This window comes from Streptomyces sp. NPDC004629 (genome assembly GCF_042873595.1).
Taxonomy (GTDB): Bacteria; Actinomycetota; Actinomycetes; order Streptomycetales; family Streptomycetaceae; genus Streptomyces.
The window spans coordinates 253,140-269,028 of sequence record NZ_JBIALO010000001.1; the positions used below are offsets into that span (position 1 = coordinate 253,140).

At 72.4% G+C, this 15,889-nt stretch carries 17 protein-coding genes; 6 read left to right on the forward strand and 11 right to left on the reverse strand.

Features of this window, described 5'->3' with window-relative positions; genetic code table 11:
• A complete protein-coding gene (locus ACFYTE_RS01180; protein ID WP_388703167.1) occupies positions 1-333 on the forward strand; it encodes an STAS domain-containing protein in 333 nt (110 codons plus the stop codon).
• Here the strand turns inward: ACFYTE_RS01180 and ACFYTE_RS01185 are convergent.
• Together ACFYTE_RS01185 and ACFYTE_RS01190 are read right to left on the reverse strand one after the other, a co-directional pair.
• On the reverse strand, positions 217-1,230 hold the full coding sequence (locus tag ACFYTE_RS01185) for a sigma-70 family RNA polymerase sigma factor (protein ID WP_388703169.1): 1,014 nt from the start codon (positions 1,228-1,230) through the stop codon (positions 217-219). The two genes, ACFYTE_RS01180 and ACFYTE_RS01185, sit on opposite strands and share 117 nt — an antisense overlap.
• A gap of 647 nt (positions 1,231-1,877) precedes the next feature.
• Positions 1,878-3,182, reverse strand: coding sequence for an MFS transporter (locus ACFYTE_RS01190; RefSeq protein ID WP_388703172.1), 1,305 nt, complete (start codon positions 3,180-3,182; stop codon positions 1,878-1,880).
• A gap of 63 nt (positions 3,183-3,245) precedes the next feature.
• On the opposite strand from ACFYTE_RS01190, the gene ACFYTE_RS01195 reads away from it, so the two are divergent.
• Positions 3,246-4,205 carry a LysR family transcriptional regulator gene (locus ACFYTE_RS01195; RefSeq protein WP_388703175.1) on the forward strand — a complete coding sequence of 320 codons (960 nt, stop codon included), beginning with the start codon at positions 3,246-3,248 and terminating at the stop codon, positions 4,203-4,205.
• A gap of 48 nt (positions 4,206-4,253) precedes the next feature.
• Here ACFYTE_RS01195 and ACFYTE_RS01200 read toward each other — a convergent pair whose 3' ends face one another.
• Complete coding sequence (locus tag ACFYTE_RS01200) at positions 4,254-5,018, reverse strand: alpha/beta hydrolase (RefSeq protein WP_388703177.1); 765 nt, start codon at positions 5,016-5,018, stop codon at positions 4,254-4,256.
• Positions 5,019-5,131: 113 nt separating this feature from the next.
• Between ACFYTE_RS01200 and ACFYTE_RS01205 the strand changes: the two genes are divergently transcribed.
• Positions 5,132-6,295, forward strand: a complete 1,164-nt coding sequence (locus tag ACFYTE_RS01205; protein WP_388703179.1) for an adenosine deaminase — start codon at positions 5,132-5,134, stop codon at positions 6,293-6,295.
• A gap of 137 nt (positions 6,296-6,432) precedes the next feature.
• Positions 6,433-6,786, forward strand: coding sequence for an ATP-binding protein (locus ACFYTE_RS01210; protein WP_388703181.1), 354 nt, complete (start codon positions 6,433-6,435; stop codon positions 6,784-6,786).
• 108 nt (positions 6,787-6,894) lie between these two features.
• Here ACFYTE_RS01210 and ACFYTE_RS01215 read toward each other — a convergent pair whose 3' ends face one another.
• From ACFYTE_RS01215 to afsQ1, 5 genes are all read right to left on the reverse strand, one after another.
• Positions 6,895-7,098: a PspC domain-containing protein gene (locus ACFYTE_RS01215; protein ID WP_388703184.1), complete on the reverse strand. Its 204-nt coding sequence runs from the start codon at positions 7,096-7,098 to the stop codon at positions 6,895-6,897.
• A gap of 95 nt (positions 7,099-7,193) precedes the next feature.
• On the reverse strand, positions 7,194-7,745 hold the full coding sequence (locus ACFYTE_RS01220) for a VanZ family protein (RefSeq protein ID WP_388703187.1): 552 nt from the start codon (positions 7,743-7,745) through the stop codon (positions 7,194-7,196).
• Positions 7,746-8,104: 359 nt separating this feature from the next.
• Complete coding sequence (locus ACFYTE_RS01225) at positions 8,105-8,710, reverse strand: hypothetical protein (RefSeq protein ID WP_388703189.1); 606 nt, start codon at positions 8,708-8,710, stop codon at positions 8,105-8,107.
• Positions 8,710-10,329 carry an ATP-binding protein gene (locus ACFYTE_RS01230; protein ID WP_388703192.1) on the reverse strand — a complete coding sequence of 540 codons (1,620 nt, stop codon included), beginning with the start codon at positions 10,327-10,329 and terminating at the stop codon, positions 8,710-8,712. The genes ACFYTE_RS01225 and ACFYTE_RS01230 overlap by 1 nt, the downstream gene beginning before the upstream one ends.
• Positions 10,326-11,003, reverse strand: a complete 678-nt coding sequence (gene afsQ1, locus ACFYTE_RS01235; RefSeq protein WP_121887427.1) for a two-component system response regulator AfsQ1 — start codon at positions 11,001-11,003, stop codon at positions 10,326-10,328. The genes ACFYTE_RS01230 and afsQ1 overlap by 4 nt, the downstream gene beginning before the upstream one ends.
• Before the next feature lie 230 nt (positions 11,004-11,233).
• On the opposite strand from afsQ1, the gene ACFYTE_RS01240 reads away from it, so the two are divergent.
• A complete protein-coding gene (locus tag ACFYTE_RS01240; protein ID WP_388703196.1) occupies positions 11,234-12,043 on the forward strand; it encodes a SigE family RNA polymerase sigma factor in 810 nt (269 codons plus the stop codon).
• A 212-nt stretch (positions 12,044-12,255) separates the two neighbouring features.
• On the opposite strand, the gene ACFYTE_RS01245 is transcribed toward ACFYTE_RS01240, so the two are convergent.
• Positions 12,256-12,930, reverse strand: coding sequence for a uridine kinase (locus ACFYTE_RS01245; RefSeq protein WP_388703199.1), 675 nt, complete (start codon positions 12,928-12,930; stop codon positions 12,256-12,258).
• A gap of 127 nt (positions 12,931-13,057) precedes the next feature.
• On the opposite strand from ACFYTE_RS01245, the gene ACFYTE_RS01250 reads away from it, so the two are divergent.
• Entirely contained in the window at positions 13,058-13,459 is a 402-nt protein-coding gene (locus ACFYTE_RS01250; protein WP_388703202.1) for a hypothetical protein, read from the forward strand.
• A gap of 90 nt (positions 13,460-13,549) precedes the next feature.
• Here the strand turns inward: ACFYTE_RS01250 and ACFYTE_RS01255 are convergent, their stop codons facing one another.
• Together ACFYTE_RS01255 and ACFYTE_RS01260 are read right to left on the reverse strand one after the other, a co-directional pair.
• Positions 13,550-14,464 carry an aldehyde dehydrogenase family protein gene (locus ACFYTE_RS01255; RefSeq protein ID WP_388703205.1) on the reverse strand — a complete coding sequence of 305 codons (915 nt, stop codon included), beginning with the start codon at positions 14,462-14,464 and terminating at the stop codon, positions 13,550-13,552.
• A complete protein-coding gene (locus ACFYTE_RS01260; protein ID WP_388703207.1) occupies positions 14,457-15,887 on the reverse strand; it encodes an aldehyde dehydrogenase family protein in 1,431 nt (476 codons plus the stop codon). Before ACFYTE_RS01260 ends, ACFYTE_RS01255 begins: the two co-directional genes overlap by 8 nt.
• Positions 15,888-15,889 lie beyond the last annotated feature (2 nt).

The window sequence follows — 15,889 nt, forward strand, 5'->3', positions numbered from 1 at the left end:
GTGCTCGTGCTGACCGGCCCCGTCACCCGGGACGAGGTGACGGGGCTCTGCGACGACCTGCGAGGGCTGCTGGAGGTCAGCGGGTTCGGGATCGTCGTCGTGGACGTGGGCGGGCTCGGCCCGCCGGGGCTCTGGGCGGTGGAGCTGCTGGCCCGGCTGGAGCTGACCGCGCGCAGAGCCGGCGGGCGGACCCGGCTGCGGGCCGCCGACCCCGCGCTACGCGCCCTCCTCGACCTCGTCGGCCTCCGCTTCCAGATGGAGCGGCAGGTCGAACAGGGGGAACCAGCGGGCGGTGTCGAGGAAGCAGTGCAGACCGGTGATACGGCCCTCTGACACCTCCAGCACCTGCACCGCCCAGGGGGTGAAACCGCCCTTCTCCGGGTCCGGCTTGTAGTGCGCGAAGGCCGGCAGGCCGTTGGCCTCGACCCTCCGCAGGCGGGAACCCGCGCAGGAGGCGCCGAGGGTGGTCATGAAGCCGGTCATGTCGGCCGGGCCGCTCAGCCACAGGTCGAACGGCGGCATCGTCATGACGGCGTCCTCGTGGAGCAGCGCGGTGAGCGCCGCCATGTCGTACCCCTCGAACGCCTTCACATAGCGCTCCAGGAGTCTTTGCTGCTCCTCGTCGAGCGGGTCGGAGACGGCCGCATCCGCGCCCTGGCCAGCCCGCTCGGCGAGCGTCGCGCGGGCCCGCTGCAACGCGCTGTTCACGGACGCCACCGTGGTGCCGAGCAGTTCGGCGACCTCGCTCGCCTTCCAGGCCAGCACCTCGCGCAGGATCAGCACCGCCCGCTGCTTGGGCGGCAGTTGCTGCAGGGCGGCCATGAAGGCCAGCCGGACCGATTCCTTGGCGACGGCGGCCTCCGCCGGGTCGTCGACGGTGGGCAGTACACGGGCGTCCGGCATCGGCTCCAGCCAGGTGTTGTCCGGGCGGGGGGTGAGGGCCGCCTGGGCGAGCGGCGTCGCGCCGGTCAGGTCCATGGGCCGCGCCCGCTTGTTGCCCGCCGTCAGCATGTCCAGGCAGACGTTCGTCGCGATCCGGTACAGCCAGGAGCGGAGGCTGGAGCGGCCCTCGAACTTCGCGTAGCTCCGCCAGGCGCGGACCAGGGTGTCCTGCACGGCGTCCTCGGCCTCGAAGGAGGAGCCGAGCATGCGGTAGCAGTAGCCGGTCAGCTCGACCCGGTGCTTCTCCAGTGCGACGTCGATATCCGTCGTCGCGGTGCTGTCGCTCATCGTCCACCCACCCCTGTGGCCGTTCCTGTTTGCGCGCCCTTGCGCCCAGTACTCCGGAAGCTACCGCAGCCCACTGACAATGGCCCCCCGAGCCCAAAAACGCCCAGGTCAGACCGATTCCTTCCAGAACAATCCCCTTACTGACACCCCCCCGGCGCCCCAGCAACGGGTCGCTCTCGGGCAGAGCCGGGGGCAGGGACAGGGGCGGGGGTAACGTCCCGGAGCCCCACCCTCACGCGGGGGGACCGGTGGCCGGGATTCAGCGCTCATCCGCACGCGCGGGGGCCGGCGTGCTGGTGGGCGTCGATGTCTACGCGGGACAGCGCCCATCTGCGTGCGGGGACCGGCGGCCCTCACGCGTCGGGAGTCCCGTCGTCGTCCGCCGGGGCAGCCCGCCCTCAGGCGGGGGCGCCTCCGGGGGCGGGCCGGTGATGGCCATGAGCAGGTCAGCCCACCCTCGCGCGCGGGCGCCGCCCGCTCTCACGGGCGGGGGCCGTGAACCCTCACATGCCGCAGTCGCTGCCCACGCTCGCGCGGCGGGGTCGTCGCCCACGCTCGCGCGTCGGGGCCGGCGGCTGCTCTCGTGGGCCGGGGGCGGCGGTCTCAGGTTGGCCGGGGGCGGCGGTCTCAGGATGGGGTCCGTGGGCTCAGTGGGTGGCCGGGGCCGGGTTGCTTCGGGTGGCGAGTCGGGCCGCGCGGGAGCCGGCGGCCGTGATCGTCACGACGCCGAGGACCGCGAGCACCCCGACCCCGACCGTCCCGGCCCAGCCGTTCGCGTGGAAGGCGACGGCGCCGACCGTGCTGCCCGCGCTGGAGCCGATGTAGTACGCCGACTGGTACAGCGCCGCGGCCTGCGCCCGGCCGTGCGTCGCCGTCTTGCTGACCGCCGAGGACGCCACCGCGTGCCCCGCGAAGAAGCCCGCCGTGATCAGCACGAGGCCCAGCAGGACCAGGGGGAGCGACGGCGCGAGGGACAGCAGCAGGCCGGCCGCGGTCGTGCCGCCCGCCAGGTACAGGGCACCCCGCCGGCCGAGACGTACGACCAGCAAGCCCGCCGTCGACGCCGACACGGTGCCGACCAGGTACACCAGGAAGATCGAGCCGACGATGCCCTGCGGCAGCCCGAAGGGCGCCTCCGTCAGCCGGTAGCCGATCACCGTGTACACGCCGCCGAACACCGTCATGAACAGCGCGCCGATCGCGTACAGGCGGCGCAGGAGCGGGTCCGCCAGATGGTCGCGGACCGCACGGGCGAGGACCTGCGGCCGCAGCGAGCCGGGCTTGAAGTGCCGCGGCGTCGGCAGCAGCATCCGGAACGCCACCGCGCAGCCCACCGCGATCACGCCGATCACGCCGACCGCGACCCGCCAGCCCCACTCCTGGGCGACCCAGCCGGTGATGACCCGGCCGCTCATCCCGCCGACGCTGTTGCCCGCGACGAACAGCCCGATCGCCGTGACCAGCGCCCGCGGCCGGACCTCCTCGGCCAGGTAGGCCGTCGCCGAGGCGGGCAGCCCGGCCAGCGCCGCACCCTGCACCGCCCGCAGCGCCACCAGCACGCCCAGCGAGGGGGCGAACGGGACCAGCACGCCCACCGACACCGCCACCGCCAGCGACGCCGTCATCACCGTACGGCGGCCGAAACGTTCCGACAGCGCGCTCATCGGCAGCACGAACAGCGCCAGGCCGCCGGTCGCGGCGGCCACCGTCCAGCTCGCCTCGCTCGCCGCCACCCCGAACTCGCCGGAGATGAGCGGCAGCAGGGCCTGCGTGGAGTAGAGGAGTGCGAAGGTCGCGACACCGGCGAGGAAGAGGGCGAGGCTCATCCGGCGGTAGCCGGGGCCGCCCGGGGTGAGACGGGAGTCGGCGGCGGGAGCGGAGGCGGATACGGCGGTGGAGACGGGCGGGGCGGCGTCCACGTCGGTGGACGCCCCGGTACTGGCGGGAGACATGCTTCGAAGTTACGGAGCCCGCCGCTGATCCGTCCAATGCATGGAATCGGCATAATCGTTCCCATGGTGCATCAGCAAAGGTCACAGCCTCGTCTGTCACCGTCCAGTGACGCAGAAGACATGACCGACATGGCGCGGCTGCTCGCCCCGCGGCTCGCCTACTTCGCCGCGGTCGCCCGTACCGAGCATGTGACACGGGCCGCGCTGGAGGCGCAGGTCCCGCAGTCCACCCTGTCCCGGGCCATGGTCCGCCTCGAACAGGACCTGGGCGTCGACCTCTTCGCACGCCGCGGCCGCACCCTCTCGCTCACCTTGGCCGGCCGTACCTTCCTCGTCTCCGTCGAACGTGCCCTGGCCGAGATCGGGCGGGCCGCCGACGAGGTGCGCGCCGACGCCGACCCGGCCTCCGGCAAGGTCGCCTTCGGTTTTCTGCACACCATGGGCGCCGAGACGGTCCCCGGCCTCCTCCACGCGTTCCGCGCCGACCATCCGCGCGTGCGCTTCAGCCTGGTGCAGAACTACGGCGAGGCCATGCTGGAGGGGTTGCGCGCGGGTGAACTCGACCTCTGTCTGACCTCGCCGGTCCCCGACGCCCCCGACTTGGTGGCGCGCCGCCTGGACGAGCAGCGGCTCCGCCTGGTCGTGCCCGCCGACCACCGTCTCGCGGGCCGCCGCCGGATCCGGCTCGCGGAGGCCGCCGACGAGGTCTTCGTCACCCTGGAGCCCGGCTACGGCCTGCGCCGTATCACCGACGCCGTGTGCAAGGAGGCGGGCTTCAAGCCCCGGATCGCCTTCGAGGGGGAGGAGGCGGAGACCCTTCGGGGGCTGGTGGCGGCGGGGCTCGGAGTGGCCCTCCTGCCACCGCCCGCGGTCCCGCGTCCGGGCGTGGTGGAGCTGACGGTGACGGCCCCCCGCGCGGTACGGGAGATCGGCGTGGCCTGGCTGGACGGCCACCCGGACACCCCACCGGTGGCCGCGTTCAAGAGGTTCCTCCTGTCCAAACGCGGCAACCTGCTGCCCTGATCCGTCACCAGGAGGCAGAGAAGGGAGAGCCGGTCGGGCGGGGGCGGGTCAGACCCGGCGCAGGGAACGGCCGAAGCCGGTCGCGAGGGGCATGCGGAGTCCGATGGGCGGGGGCGCGGCCAGGGCGTCCTCCACGGGGCGGGACAGCACGTGCCCGAACAGCGCCCCCATCGCGAAGTCCGCGGCGAGCGCCAGCACTTCGTCCCGGTGCTGGTGCAGCCCGTGACCGTCGGAGTGCACCTCGAACCGGCACACGTCCCGGTTCGCCTTCTTCGCGCGGGTGGCCAGCCGGAACGACAGCTCCGGGTCGGTCCGCTCGTCGTTCGTGCCGTGCACGATCAGCACCCGCCGCCCCACCAGCTGCCGTACCGGCTCCGGCGTCGCCGCCACGTCCTCCTCGGGCAGCCAAGGGGCGATGGCAACCACGGAGTTGACCGCCTCGTGGCCGCCCGCGCGGAGCGCCGCCCGGCCGCCCATGCCGACCCCGACCAGGCACACCGGCACATCGCCGTACCGGCGCACGACCTCGTCGACCGCCCAGGACGCGTCCCCCGCGAGATGCGCCTCGCTGCCGTTCCAGCCGCGGTAGCGGTAGTGCACGGCGTGGGTCGCCAGCCCCTCGCCGCGGCCCGCACGGGCGAGCGTCCGGCCGAGCGCGCGGACGAACGCCGTCGCCCACACGGGCGACGGTCTGCGGGCGGAGACCTCCTCCCCGCCGGGCAGGATCAGCACCGCCCCGCTCACCGCCGTCGGCTCCCGGCCGACTGCCCTTCCCAGCCTGGCCGTTCGCACCGGCGTCAGTTGCTGTGCCATGGCAGAACAGTGTCAGAAGGACCGGTGCACGCGACCCTTCCGTGCGGTCACCGTTGCGTATCGACGGAGGCCCGCGGCACGTGATCTACGCGCGTAGGAGTTAGAGTGCGGAAATGACGAGCCAGACTGCACCAACCGGGACCGTCCCCACGCCGGACCAGATCCGCCGGGCCCCCAAGGTCCTGCTGCACGACCACCTCGACGGCGGCCTGCGCCCCGGCACCGTCGTCGACCTCGCCCGGAACATCGGCTACTCCCAGCTTCCCGAGTCCGACCCCGACAAACTCGGCATCTGGTTCCGTGAGGCCGCCGACTCCGGCTCCCTGGAGCGGTATCTGGAGACCTTCACGCACACCGTGGGTGTGATGCAGACCCGCGACGCGCTGATCCGCGTCGCCCGCGAGTGCGCCGAGGACCTGGCCGTCGACGGCGTCGTCTACGCCGAGGTGCGCTACGCCCCCGAGCAGCACCTGGAGGGCGGGCTGAGCCTGGAAGAGGTGGTCGAGGCCGTCAACGAGGGCTTCCGGCAGGGCGAGGCGCTCGCCCGGGAGAGCGGCCACCGGATCCGGGTCGGCGCCCTGCTCACCGCCATGCGGCACGCCGCACGCGCCCTGGAGATCGCCGAACTCGCCAACCGCTACCGGGACCTGGGCGTCGTCGGCTTCGACATCGCGGGCGCCGAGGCCGGCTACCCGCCCACCCGGCACCTCGACGCGTTCGAGTACCTCAAGCGCGAGAACAACCACTTCACCATCCACGCCGGCGAGGCCTTCGGGCTGCCGTCCATCTGGCAGGCCCTCCAGTGGTGCGGCGCCGACCGGCTCGGGCACGGGGTGCGGATCATCGACGACATCCAGGTCGATGAGGACGGCTCGGTGCGGCTCGGACGGCTCGCCTCGTACGTGCGGGACAAGCGCATCCCGCTGGAGCTGTGCCCCAGCTCCAACCTGCAGACCGGAGCCGCCGCCTCCTACGCCGAGCACCCGATCGGGCTGCTGCGCCGGCTGCACTTCCGGGCCACCGTGAACACGGACAACCGGTTGATGTCGCACACCAGCATGAGCCGGGAATTCGAGCACCTTGTCGAGGCATTCGGTTACACGCTCGACGACATGCAGTGGTTCTCCGTCAATGCGATGAAATCAGCGTTCATTCCTTTCGATGAACGACTGGCCATGATCAATGACGTCGTCAAGCCCGGATACGCGGAGCTGAAATCCGAATGGCTGTTCCGGCAGACCGCTTCCACCAGCGGTTCTGTCGCTCAGGAGGGCTGACTACACCCGGGAGGCGGCACACGGAACACGGGCGGGCTTCACCATCCGTCCGCATTTCGATGTTTGCGGCGGGCAGTGCGCCGTGTTTACGGTCGGGACCGCTGAACCCCGTCATCGCATGCAAGGACGCATTCCCCATGAAGCAGTCTGCTGTCAAGACCCTCGGTGTCGCCGCCCTCGGTGCCGCCTTCGCCGCGGCCGGCGCGGGCGCCGCCGACGCGGCCCCGGCCGTCCCGGACGCCACCCAGGCGCTCGACGGCATCACCCGGACGCTGCCGGCCGAGAACGTCGCCACGGTGCTGCCGGGTGCGGATGCGGCGCTCGCCCAGGGGCAGTCCGCCGTCGGCGCCGGACTGGCCGCCGCCCAGCCCGCCGCCCAGAAGGCGCTCGCCCAGGGCCCGGCCGCGCCGGTCGGCGGCCTGCTCGGCGGACTGCCGGTGCAGGGCCTGCCCACGCACGGCCTGCCGGTGAACGGGATTCCGCTCGGCTGAGCCGTACTCCACGACGCGCCGTCGGGGCACACCCCCTCCTCCCGGGGTGCGCTCCGACGGCGTTCTCGCGCTCCGACGGCGTTCTCGCGCTCGGACCGCGCCGGGCGGCTACCAGGCCGCCGACCGGGCCTTCCCCTCCGAGGGCAGCAGGATCCACAGGGCGAGGTAGAGCAGGAACTGCGGGCCCGGCAGCAGGCAGGAGACCAGGAAGATCACCCGCATCGTCGTCGCGGAGGTGCCGAAGCGCCGTGCCAGCGCTGCGCACACTCCGCCCATCACGCGGCCGTGGGTGGGGCGGGCGAGGGCAGTCATGTCACCACTCCTTCTCGACGTGACACCGGTGGTGTGTGGGCTCGGCTGCCCATCTGTCTGCAACGGTACGGAGCGGCGGGCGGCGGGGCGTCGCTCTACGGTGCGATGCCGACCCTGGGAATCGTCGGGGTCCGGCCCTGAGTCGCTTCCTCCTGGTGGAGGGGCGTGCGCCGTACGCGCTCGCCCCTGCGGCGGAGCCAGGAGCGGCCCGCGGGGACCACGGCGAGGTGCGCCAGCGCCACGCCCACGGTGTTCAGCAGCAGCGAGTCCACGTCCACGACCCTGCCCGGCACCCCGGTCTGCAACAGGGCGATGCCCAGCGACAGCAGGGCGCCCGCCGCCGCCGTACGGATCAGGGAGGCGAGCGGGGAGACGGTGAGCCGGCCGTGCGCCATCGGCAGCAGCACGCCCAGCGGCGCGAGCAGGGCGACCCCCTCGCCGATCCGCCGGGCCGCCTCGGGCCAGCCCAGTGCCAGATCGGCCCGGATACCGGCGAGCGGGTGCAGGTTGGCGGGCATCACCCAGGGGACGTTCAGCGGGCGCAGCATCAGCCAGGCGACGAGCGTGAGATGTGCGACGAGGAGAACGCCCCCTGTCACCCGGATGCGGTTCGCGGCGCTGCCGCCGATGGAGCCTTGACGCTGCACGCCCCCCTAGACGCGCCCCCGCGCACGATCGGTTCCGGATCGCCCCAGCACGGGCCCGTGAGGCGTGCGACACATCCCCGGGACCGGTCCGCAACCTTGGGACGGTGGGCCCGCGGTGTCCGGGCGGGTGTGTGACACGCCCACAGGGGTGTGTGGGCAGGCCCGGGTGGTGGGCCAGCGGTGGTTGGTCGGTGTGTGACACGCCCATGGGATCTGTGACGCTTCCCTGGGGTGGTGGGCCCGTGGTGGTTCGTCGGTGTGTGACACGCCCACGGGGGTCTGGGGCCGTCAGGCGTGTGGCATGTCCATGGGATCTGGGCAGGCCCACCGCCCGCGGGCCCTGCCCCCGGCGGGGGCCGTCAGCCGTCTGTGACCGTGGTGGATGGAGGGCGGGCGGTGCCTGGGCGGGAACGGACGTCGTCGCCGCACTCGTACCGGCGCGGCGGCTCACCGCCCGGCCCGCCCAGTACCACCGAGCCGTCGCCCTCGGCAGCCGTCGAGTCGGAGAACGTGCAGACGATCTGGGCGAGCGCGTACGAGGTGAGCTGTTCCGGGGCCGTGCTCAGCCGCAGCGTGTCCTCGGGATCCTTGGGCCCCGGCCCGCTCACGCTCATGCCGCCGCGCACGTACGTCGCATAGCCCGCGTTCCGCTCGCTGCCGGACGGCGTCCGGGCGAGCTGGTCCAGCAGGCCCTGCGCCACGTGCACCCGCCGCCGGGCGTCCGCCGTGCCGTCCGGGACGCGCACCGTCCGGTCCACGGTCACCAGCGACGAACCGCACAGCAGGAACACCTGCACCGGCACGCCCCCCTGCGCGGCCTGCGTCGACAGGTCCGCCTCGGACAGCGAACACGGCACCCGCGAGGGCGCGCCGCCGAAGTCCGTCGGTACCTCCGTGGTCCGGATCCCGCAGCCGGCGAGCAGCGCGGCGAGCACGGGGACGGCCAGCAGCCGCCGTACGGTCATCACGCCTCCCCCTCGCCCCGGCCGCCGCCGTCGCGGTCGCCTTCACCGGCGTCGGCGTCGGCGGCCGGTCCGGACTCGTCGGCCGGCTCCGTCAGCTTGGCGGCGTCCCGGGGCAGCCGCAGCGTGAACACCGCACCGCCCTCGGCCGAGTTGGCGGCGGTGATCCCGCCGCCGTGGATGTGCGCGTTCTCCAGGGCGATGGACAGGCCGAGGCCGCTGCCCTCGGAGCGTGGGCGGGAGGCGCTGGCCTTGTAGAAGCGGTCGAAGACGTGCGGCAGGACGTCCTCGGGGATGCCGGGCCCGTGGTCGCGGACGGCGATGACGATCTGCGAACCCTCCTCGCCGGCCACCCGCACCGAGACCCGCACCGGCGAGCCGCCGTGCTTGAGCGCGTTGCCGATCAGGTTGGCGAGGATCACGTCGAGGCGGCGCGGGTCGAGACGGGCGTGGATGCCGCGCTCGGCGTCCAGCTCCACCGCGTCCAGCCAGGCGCGGGCGTCGATACAGGCGGTGATCTGGTCGGCGAGGTCCACGTCGTCCAGGACCAGCCGGGCGGTGCCCGCGTCGAAGCGGGTGACCTCCATCAGGTTCTCGACCAGGTCGTTCAGTCGCCGTGTCTCGCTCACCACCAGCCGCACCGCGGGCTCGATCATCGGGTCCATGCTCCCGGCCTCCGAGTCCAGCTCCTCCTCCAGCACCTCCGTCACGGCGGTGATGGCGGTCAGCGGCGTGCGCAGCTCGTGGCTCATGTCCGCGACGAAGCGCCGGGACGCCTCGTCGCGGGCGGCCATGTCGGCGACCCGTTTCTCCAGCGCCTCGGCCGCGTTGTTGAACGTCCGGGAGAGATCGGCGAGTTCGTCGGTGCCGGACACCCGCAGCCGGGTGTCGAGCCTGCCCTCGCCGAGCCGCCGGGCGGCCACGCCCAGCCGGTGCACCGGCTTCAGCACGGTCGTCGCGGCGGCCTGCGCGAGCAGCGCCGAGCCGATCAGCGCGAGGCCCGTGGCGATGCCAAGCGACCAGGCGAGGGAGTTGAGGTCCTTCGCCTCGGGCTCCAGCGACTTGAGCATGTAACCGGTCGGGCCGCCGCCGATCACCTTCGTGCCGGCCACCAGGTACGGGGTGCCGTGCTCGGCGACCCGCTGCCAGTACAGGTGGTACGCGGACTTGTTGCCGTCGCCCACCGGCTGCCGCTTGTCCACGGCGGCCCGCAGCGACCGGGGGACGTCCTCCAGCGCGAACCCGCTGAGCCCGCCCGAGGTGCCGTACACCGTCCGGCCGGCTGCGTCCTGGCCGACCAGCAGCACGCTGAAGCGCTGGCTGCTGCCCGCCATCTGCCCCGCCGTACGCTGGAGTTCGTCCTGGGTGGGATGCACGGGCAGCGCGCTCGCCCGGTTCTGCATCTCCTGCTTGAAGTCCCGCAGCGCCGCGTCCTGGGCCCGGGTGAGCACGGCCTCCCGGTTGAGCCAGTAGGCGATGCCCGAGGCGGACACCGCGGCCGTCAGCGCGACCAGTCCGAACACCACCACCAGCCGCAGCCGCAGACTGGTGAAGCGCAGCCGTGACAGGACTCCCTTGCGACCCGCGGCCCAGCCGCGGAACCCCCCTTGCGCCTTGGTCACTGAGGAGCGTCCAGGCGGTAGCCGACACCACGGACGGTACGGATCAGCGTCGGCGACGACGGCACGTCCTCGACCTTGGCGCGCAGCCGCTGGACGCACGCGTCCACCAGCCGCGAGTCACCGAGGTAGTCGTGTTCCCAGACCAGCCGCAGCAACTGCTGCCGGGACAGCGCCTGACCGGGCCGCCGGCTCAGCTCCAGCAGCAGCCGCAGCTCGGTCGGGGTGAGCTGAAGGTCCTCGCCGTTCTTGGTCACGGTCATCGCCGAGCGGTCGATGACGAGGCTCCCGAACGTCGCCGAGTCGCTGGCCTCCCGCTCCCCGCGGCGCAGCACGGCGCGGATCCGGGCGTCCAGCACGCGGCCCTGCACCGGCTTGACGACATAGTCGTCGGCGCCCGACTCCAGCCCGACCACCACGTCGATGTCGTCGCTGCGCGCGGTCAGCAGAATGATCGGCAACTGGTCCGTGCGCCGGATGCGCCGGCACACCTCGAACCCGTCGATGCCGGGCAGCATCACATCCAGCACGATCAGGTCCGGTCGCTGTTCGCGCAGCAGTTTCAGACCGTCCTCGCCGGTGGCAGCGGTGGCCACCCGGTGTCCCTGGCGCGTCAGTGAGAGCTCCAGGGCCGTACGGATGGCGTCGTCGTCCTCGATCAGCAACAGGGAAGGCACGGGCCTCATTCTGGCCCATGGAGGGGGTGCCGGACGACCTGTGGGGCCCGTCGGCGCCCGGAAACCCCGATACCGTCACAGTCTGTGCATGCACGGTGACGCAACCGTGCCGGGCCCCTGTGACAGGTCTGTGACAGTCGGCGGACACGGCCATGAAGTGACCCGGGCAAGATTTTCGGCACAGGCAAGGAAGCAGGCCGAACACCGAAGTCCACGACAGGGGGCGCGAGATGAACACGCTGCACGGCATGAGCACCAGCGCGGTCGTCACGCGTCTGCACGACGTGAACCGGGGTTCTGAGAAGTCCGGTGCGGATGGGGGTCCCTCCCGCGCGAGCGTGTTCGAGCGTGGGGGAGGGCGGGGGTGCGCTCGCGGCACCGGGCGTCAGCACACCGCGTACATGTCGGTGGTTGACGCTCCTGCGGGGGGAAGCACGACGGGGGTCACGGGGGACCACGGGGGAGCCGCGTACAGGGAGGACTCGGGGGAGCGTCGTTCGCTGACGGAGACTGCGGATGCCGAAGCGGCGTTCACCGCCTACGTCCAGGAGCGCCGCGCCTCCCTGTACGCAACCGCCTACCACCTGACCGGCGACCGCTTCGAGGCCGAGGACCTGCTGCAGAGCGCGCTGTTCTCGACGTACCGGGCGTGGGACCGGATCAGTGACAAGGCGGCGGTCGGCGGATATCTGCGCCGCACCATGACCAATCTGCACATCAGCGCCTGGCGGCGCCGCAAGCTCAACGAGTACCCGACCGAGGAACTGCCGGAGACGCCCGGCGACACGGACGCGATGCGCGGCACCGAACTGCGCGCGGTCCTGTGGCAGGCGCTGGCCCGGCTGCCCGAACTCCAGCGCACCATGCTGGTCCTGCGCTACTACGAGGGCCGTACGGACCCGGAGATCGCGGACATCCTCGGCATCAGTGTCGGCACGGTCAAGTCCAGCATCTGGCGGTCGCTGCGCCGGCTGCGCGACGACGAGGTCCTCAGCGTCGGCCGTGACGAGGAGAACGCCTTCGGCGAGCTGGTCGCCTGAAGGCGGGGGGAACGGGGGAACACGGGGGCCCGTGAGTCCGGGGGGACCCGCGGGTAGCACGGGGGGAAGCGGGGGGAACAGCGGGACTGGAGGGCCGGGGGGTCCATCCAGTCCCGCTTCTCCTGTGTGTCACCGTGTACGGCCTGTGCCTCGTCTGTCTCTCCCGGGTACGACCTTCTCCCGGGTACGGCGGCCTCTTCGGTGCGTGGTGACTACGCCGGTGTCTGTGTCTGCGGCGCCAAGGGCGTGTGCTCCTGCGGCGGTGCGGCCTGCCGTACCCGGCGTACCGCGGCGGCGGCCAGTCGGCTCAGTGCCTCGTCCCGGTCGCAGGCGTGCGCGCCCAGCGACACCTGGCGGGCGACGATCGACCGCTCCGCGCGCATCAGCCGGACCCCGCGGCGCAGTAGGAACGGCACCGACTTACGGCCCTCCGTGAGGTCCCGCAGGAAGCGCCGCCTGAAGGTGGTGAGCGCACCGCGGCTCAGGCACAACGCGTCGGCCAGCAGGCCCAGTTCACGGCAGCGCGGCACGATCTCCGCCGCGAAGATGCCCTCCGCCACGAACAGCGGGGTACGCCCGATGTGCAGCGCCTCCTCGCCGGTGCGGGCGCTCTTCGCGATGTCGTACACCGGCACGGTCGTCGACCCCGTGGAGCACAGCCGGGCGATGGCGTCGACGGCGACGTCCGCGTCCCAGGACCGCGGGTGGTCCCAGTCGATGTCCGAACTCCCCGCCACCAGCGGCAGCGTGGGGTCGTCGCCCTCCTTGTAGAAGTCGTCGAGGCGCAGCACGGGCAGCCCGGAACGGGCGGCGACGAGGGACTTGCCGGAACCCGAGGGGCCGCACAGCAGCACCACACGGGCGGGGGACGGGGGATGAATGTTCACGGAACACCAGTTTGACGCATGATGCGGCCCTTGCCGACCCCGCGGGTCGGCTTTGGAACGCGTATCACGCCTCAACTACCCTTCGTGTCGACATGATTACCCGGCGCACCAGAAGGTGGCACCCACGATGGCCCGACACAGCTCCTCCCGGCACCGCACCGCGCAGCGCGTGCTGATCGCCCTTGCGACCGCCTCGGCGGCCCTGGGCGCGGGCGCCGCGACGGCGTCCGCGGCCGCCGGACCGGTCGCGGACGTGCCGCTCCGGCCGGCCTCGCCCGGCCACATCGACCCGCAGACGGGACTGGCGGCCCTCACCGAATCGGTCGGCTACGTCACCGGCCCGATCGCCGATCTCAAGCCCAACCCGCTGGCGGGCACCGGCGTCGACCCCCTCGACAACGGCGTCGGCACCCAGCTCGCCGACTTCAAGCCGGTGACCTCCAGGGCGCTGACCGCCCCGATCGCTCAGGCGGAGTCGCTGGGCAGCCTGCCGGTGGCCGGGCAACTCCTCGGAGCGCTGGGCCGCTGAGGCGCCCGCCGGGGCCACGGGGAACCGTGCGGCCGGCCGCGGACGACCTGCGGTCGGCGCACCACACAGCAGTTCCCCGCCGGAACCCCGTCAGTAAGAGGAACCGGCCGCGCCCAGCGCCCCCGTCGGGTGCCACACCGTCTTCGTCTCCAGGAACGCCGTCAGCCGCTCGATTCCGGGTGTCTCGAAGTAATCCACAGGCTGTGGACGAAGGACGCGCTTCAGATTGTCCGCCGCCGCGATCTCCAGTTCCTTCGCCAGCGCCTCGTCCGCGCCCGCGATGTCGATCGCGTTGACGTCCTGGTGCGCGGCCAGCGGCGCGGCGATCTCCGCCGTACGGCCGGAGAGCACGTTGACGACACCGCCGGGCACGTCCGAGGTGGCCAGCACCTCGGCGAGGGAGAGCGCCGGGAGGGGAGACCTCTCGGACGCCACCACCACGGCCGTGTTGCCGGTCGCGATCACCGGGGCGAGCACCGACACCAGGCCCAGGAAGGACGACTCCTGCGGGGCGACGACGGCGACCACGCCCGTCGGCTCGGGGGAGGACAGGTTGAAGAACGGACCCGCGACCGGGTTGCCGCCGCCCACCACCTGGGCGATCTTGTCGGTCCAGCCCGCGTACCAGACCCAGCGGTCGACGGCCGCGTCCACCACGGCGGTCGCCCTGGCCTTCGACAGGCTCTCGGCGTCGGCGACCTCGCGCACGAACTGCTCCCGCCGCCCCTCCAGCATCTCCGCTACGCGGTAGAGGACCTGGCCCCGGTTGTACGCCGTCGCGCCCGACCAGCCGCCGAACGCCTTGCGGGCGGCGACCACCGCGTCCCTGGCGTCCTTGCGGGAGGAAAGGGGCGCGTTCGCCAGCCACTTGCCCTTCGAGTCGGTCACCTCGTACACCCGGCCGCTCTCGGAACGCGGGAACTTGCCGCCCACGTACAGCTTGTAGGTCTTGAAGACACTGAGACGCCGCGCGGCGGAGCCGCCCACGGACACGTTGTCAGACATCGAGGTACGCCTCCAGGCCGTGGCGGCCGCCCTCGCGGCCGAACCCCGACTCCTTGTAGCCGCCGAACGGCGAGGTCGGGTCGAACTTGTTGAACGTGTTGGACCACACGACACCCGCCCGGAGCCGGTTCGCGACCGCCAGGATCCGCGAACCCTTCTCCGTCCAGATGCCCGCCGACAGGCCGTACGGCGTGTTGTTGGCCTTGGCGACGGCCTCGTCCGGGGTGCGGAAGGTGAGGACCGACAGCACCGGGCCGAAGATCTCCTCGCGGGCGATCGTGTGCGCCTGGGTGACGTTCGTGAACAGCGTCGGGGCGAACCAGTAGCCGGAGGAGGGGAGTTCGCAGGCCGGGGACCAGCGCTCGGCGCCCTCCGCCTCGCCCCGCTCGGCCAGCGCGGTGATCCGGGCCAGCTGCTCCGCGGAGTTGATCGCGCCGATGTCGGTGTTCTTGTCGAGCGGGTCGCCGAGCCGCAGCGTCGACAGACGGCGCTTGAGGGACTCCAGCAGCTCGTCGTGGATCGACTCCTGGACCAGCAGCCGGCTGCCCGCGCAGCAGACCTGGCCCTGGTTGAAGAAGATTCCGGTGACGATGCCCTCGACCGCCTGGTCGATGGGGGCGTCGTCGAAGACGATGTTCGCGCCCTTGCCGCCGAGTTCGAGGGTGAGCTTCTTGCGGGTGCCCGCGACCGTGCGGGCGATCTCCTTGCCGACGGACGTGGAACCGGTGAAGGCCACCTTGTCGACGCCCGGGTGTGCGACGAGGGCCGCGCCGGTGCGGCCGTCGCCGGTGACGATGTTCACGACGCCCGCGGGCAGGCCCGCCTGACGGCAGATGTCCGCGAAGAACAGCGCGGACAGCGGGGTCGTCTCGGCGGGCTTGAGGACCACCGTGTTGCCGGTGGCGAGCGCCGGGGCGATCTTCCACGCCAGCATCAGCAGCGGGAAGTTCCAGGGGATGACCTGGCCGGCCACGCCCAGCGGCCTCGGCGACGGGCCGAAACCGGCGTGGTCCAGCTTGTCCGCCCAGCCCGCGTAGTAGAAGAAGTGCGCGGCGACCAGGGGGAGGTCCGCGTCGCGCGTCTCCTTGATGGGCTTGCCGTTGTCCAGCGTCTCCAGGACCGCCAGCTCGCGGCTGCGTTCCTGGATGATGCGCGCGATACGGAAGAGGTACTTGGCGCGCTCGGCACCGGGCAGCGCCGACCACTTCTCGAACGCCTTGCGGGCGGCCCGCACCGCCCGGTCGACGTCCTCGGCGGTGGCCTGGGTGTACTCGCAGAGCACTTCCTCGGTGGCGGGGGAGACCGTCTTGGCGAGATCCCCGCCCGCGCTCTCGACGAACTCGCCGTCGATGAAGAGGCCGTACGACGGGGCGATGTCGACGATCGCGCGCGACTCGGGCGCGGGAGCGTACTCGAATGCCATGG

Bases quoted from the DNA above. Each gene is read 5' to 3' on its own strand.
- ACFYTE_RS01185 (WP_388703169.1), bottom strand. From the start codon at position 1,230: ATGAGCGACAGCACCGCGACGACGGATATCGACGTCGCACTGGAGAAG.
- ACFYTE_RS01190 (WP_388703172.1), bottom strand. From the start codon at position 3,182: ATGTCTCCCGCCAGTACCGGGGCGTCCACCGACGTGGACGCCGCCCCG.
- ACFYTE_RS01195 (WP_388703175.1), top strand. From the start codon at position 3,246: ATGGTGCATCAGCAAAGGTCACAGCCTCGTCTGTCACCGTCCAGTGAC.
- ACFYTE_RS01200 (WP_388703177.1), bottom strand. From the start codon at position 5,018: ATGGCACAGCAACTGACGCCGGTGCGAACGGCCAGGCTGGGAAGGGCA.
- ACFYTE_RS01205 (WP_388703179.1), top strand. From the start codon at position 5,132: ATGACGAGCCAGACTGCACCAACCGGGACCGTCCCCACGCCGGACCAG.
- ACFYTE_RS01210 (WP_388703181.1), top strand. From the start codon at position 6,433: ATGAAGCAGTCTGCTGTCAAGACCCTCGGTGTCGCCGCCCTCGGTGCC.
- ACFYTE_RS01215 (WP_388703184.1), bottom strand. From the start codon at position 7,098: ATGACTGCCCTCGCCCGCCCCACCCACGGCCGCGTGATGGGCGGAGTG.
- ACFYTE_RS01225 (WP_388703189.1), bottom strand. From the start codon at position 8,710: ATGACCGTACGGCGGCTGCTGGCCGTCCCCGTGCTCGCCGCGCTGCTC.
- ACFYTE_RS01240 (WP_388703196.1), top strand. From the start codon at position 11,234: ATGAACACGCTGCACGGCATGAGCACCAGCGCGGTCGTCACGCGTCTG.
- ACFYTE_RS01250 (WP_388703202.1), top strand. From the start codon at position 13,058: ATGGCCCGACACAGCTCCTCCCGGCACCGCACCGCGCAGCGCGTGCTG.
- ACFYTE_RS01255 (WP_388703205.1), bottom strand. From the start codon at position 14,464: ATGTCTGACAACGTGTCCGTGGGCGGCTCCGCCGCGCGGCGTCTCAGT.
- ACFYTE_RS01260 (WP_388703207.1), bottom strand. From the start codon at position 15,887: ATGGCATTCGAGTACGCTCCCGCGCCCGAGTCGCGCGCGATCGTCGAC.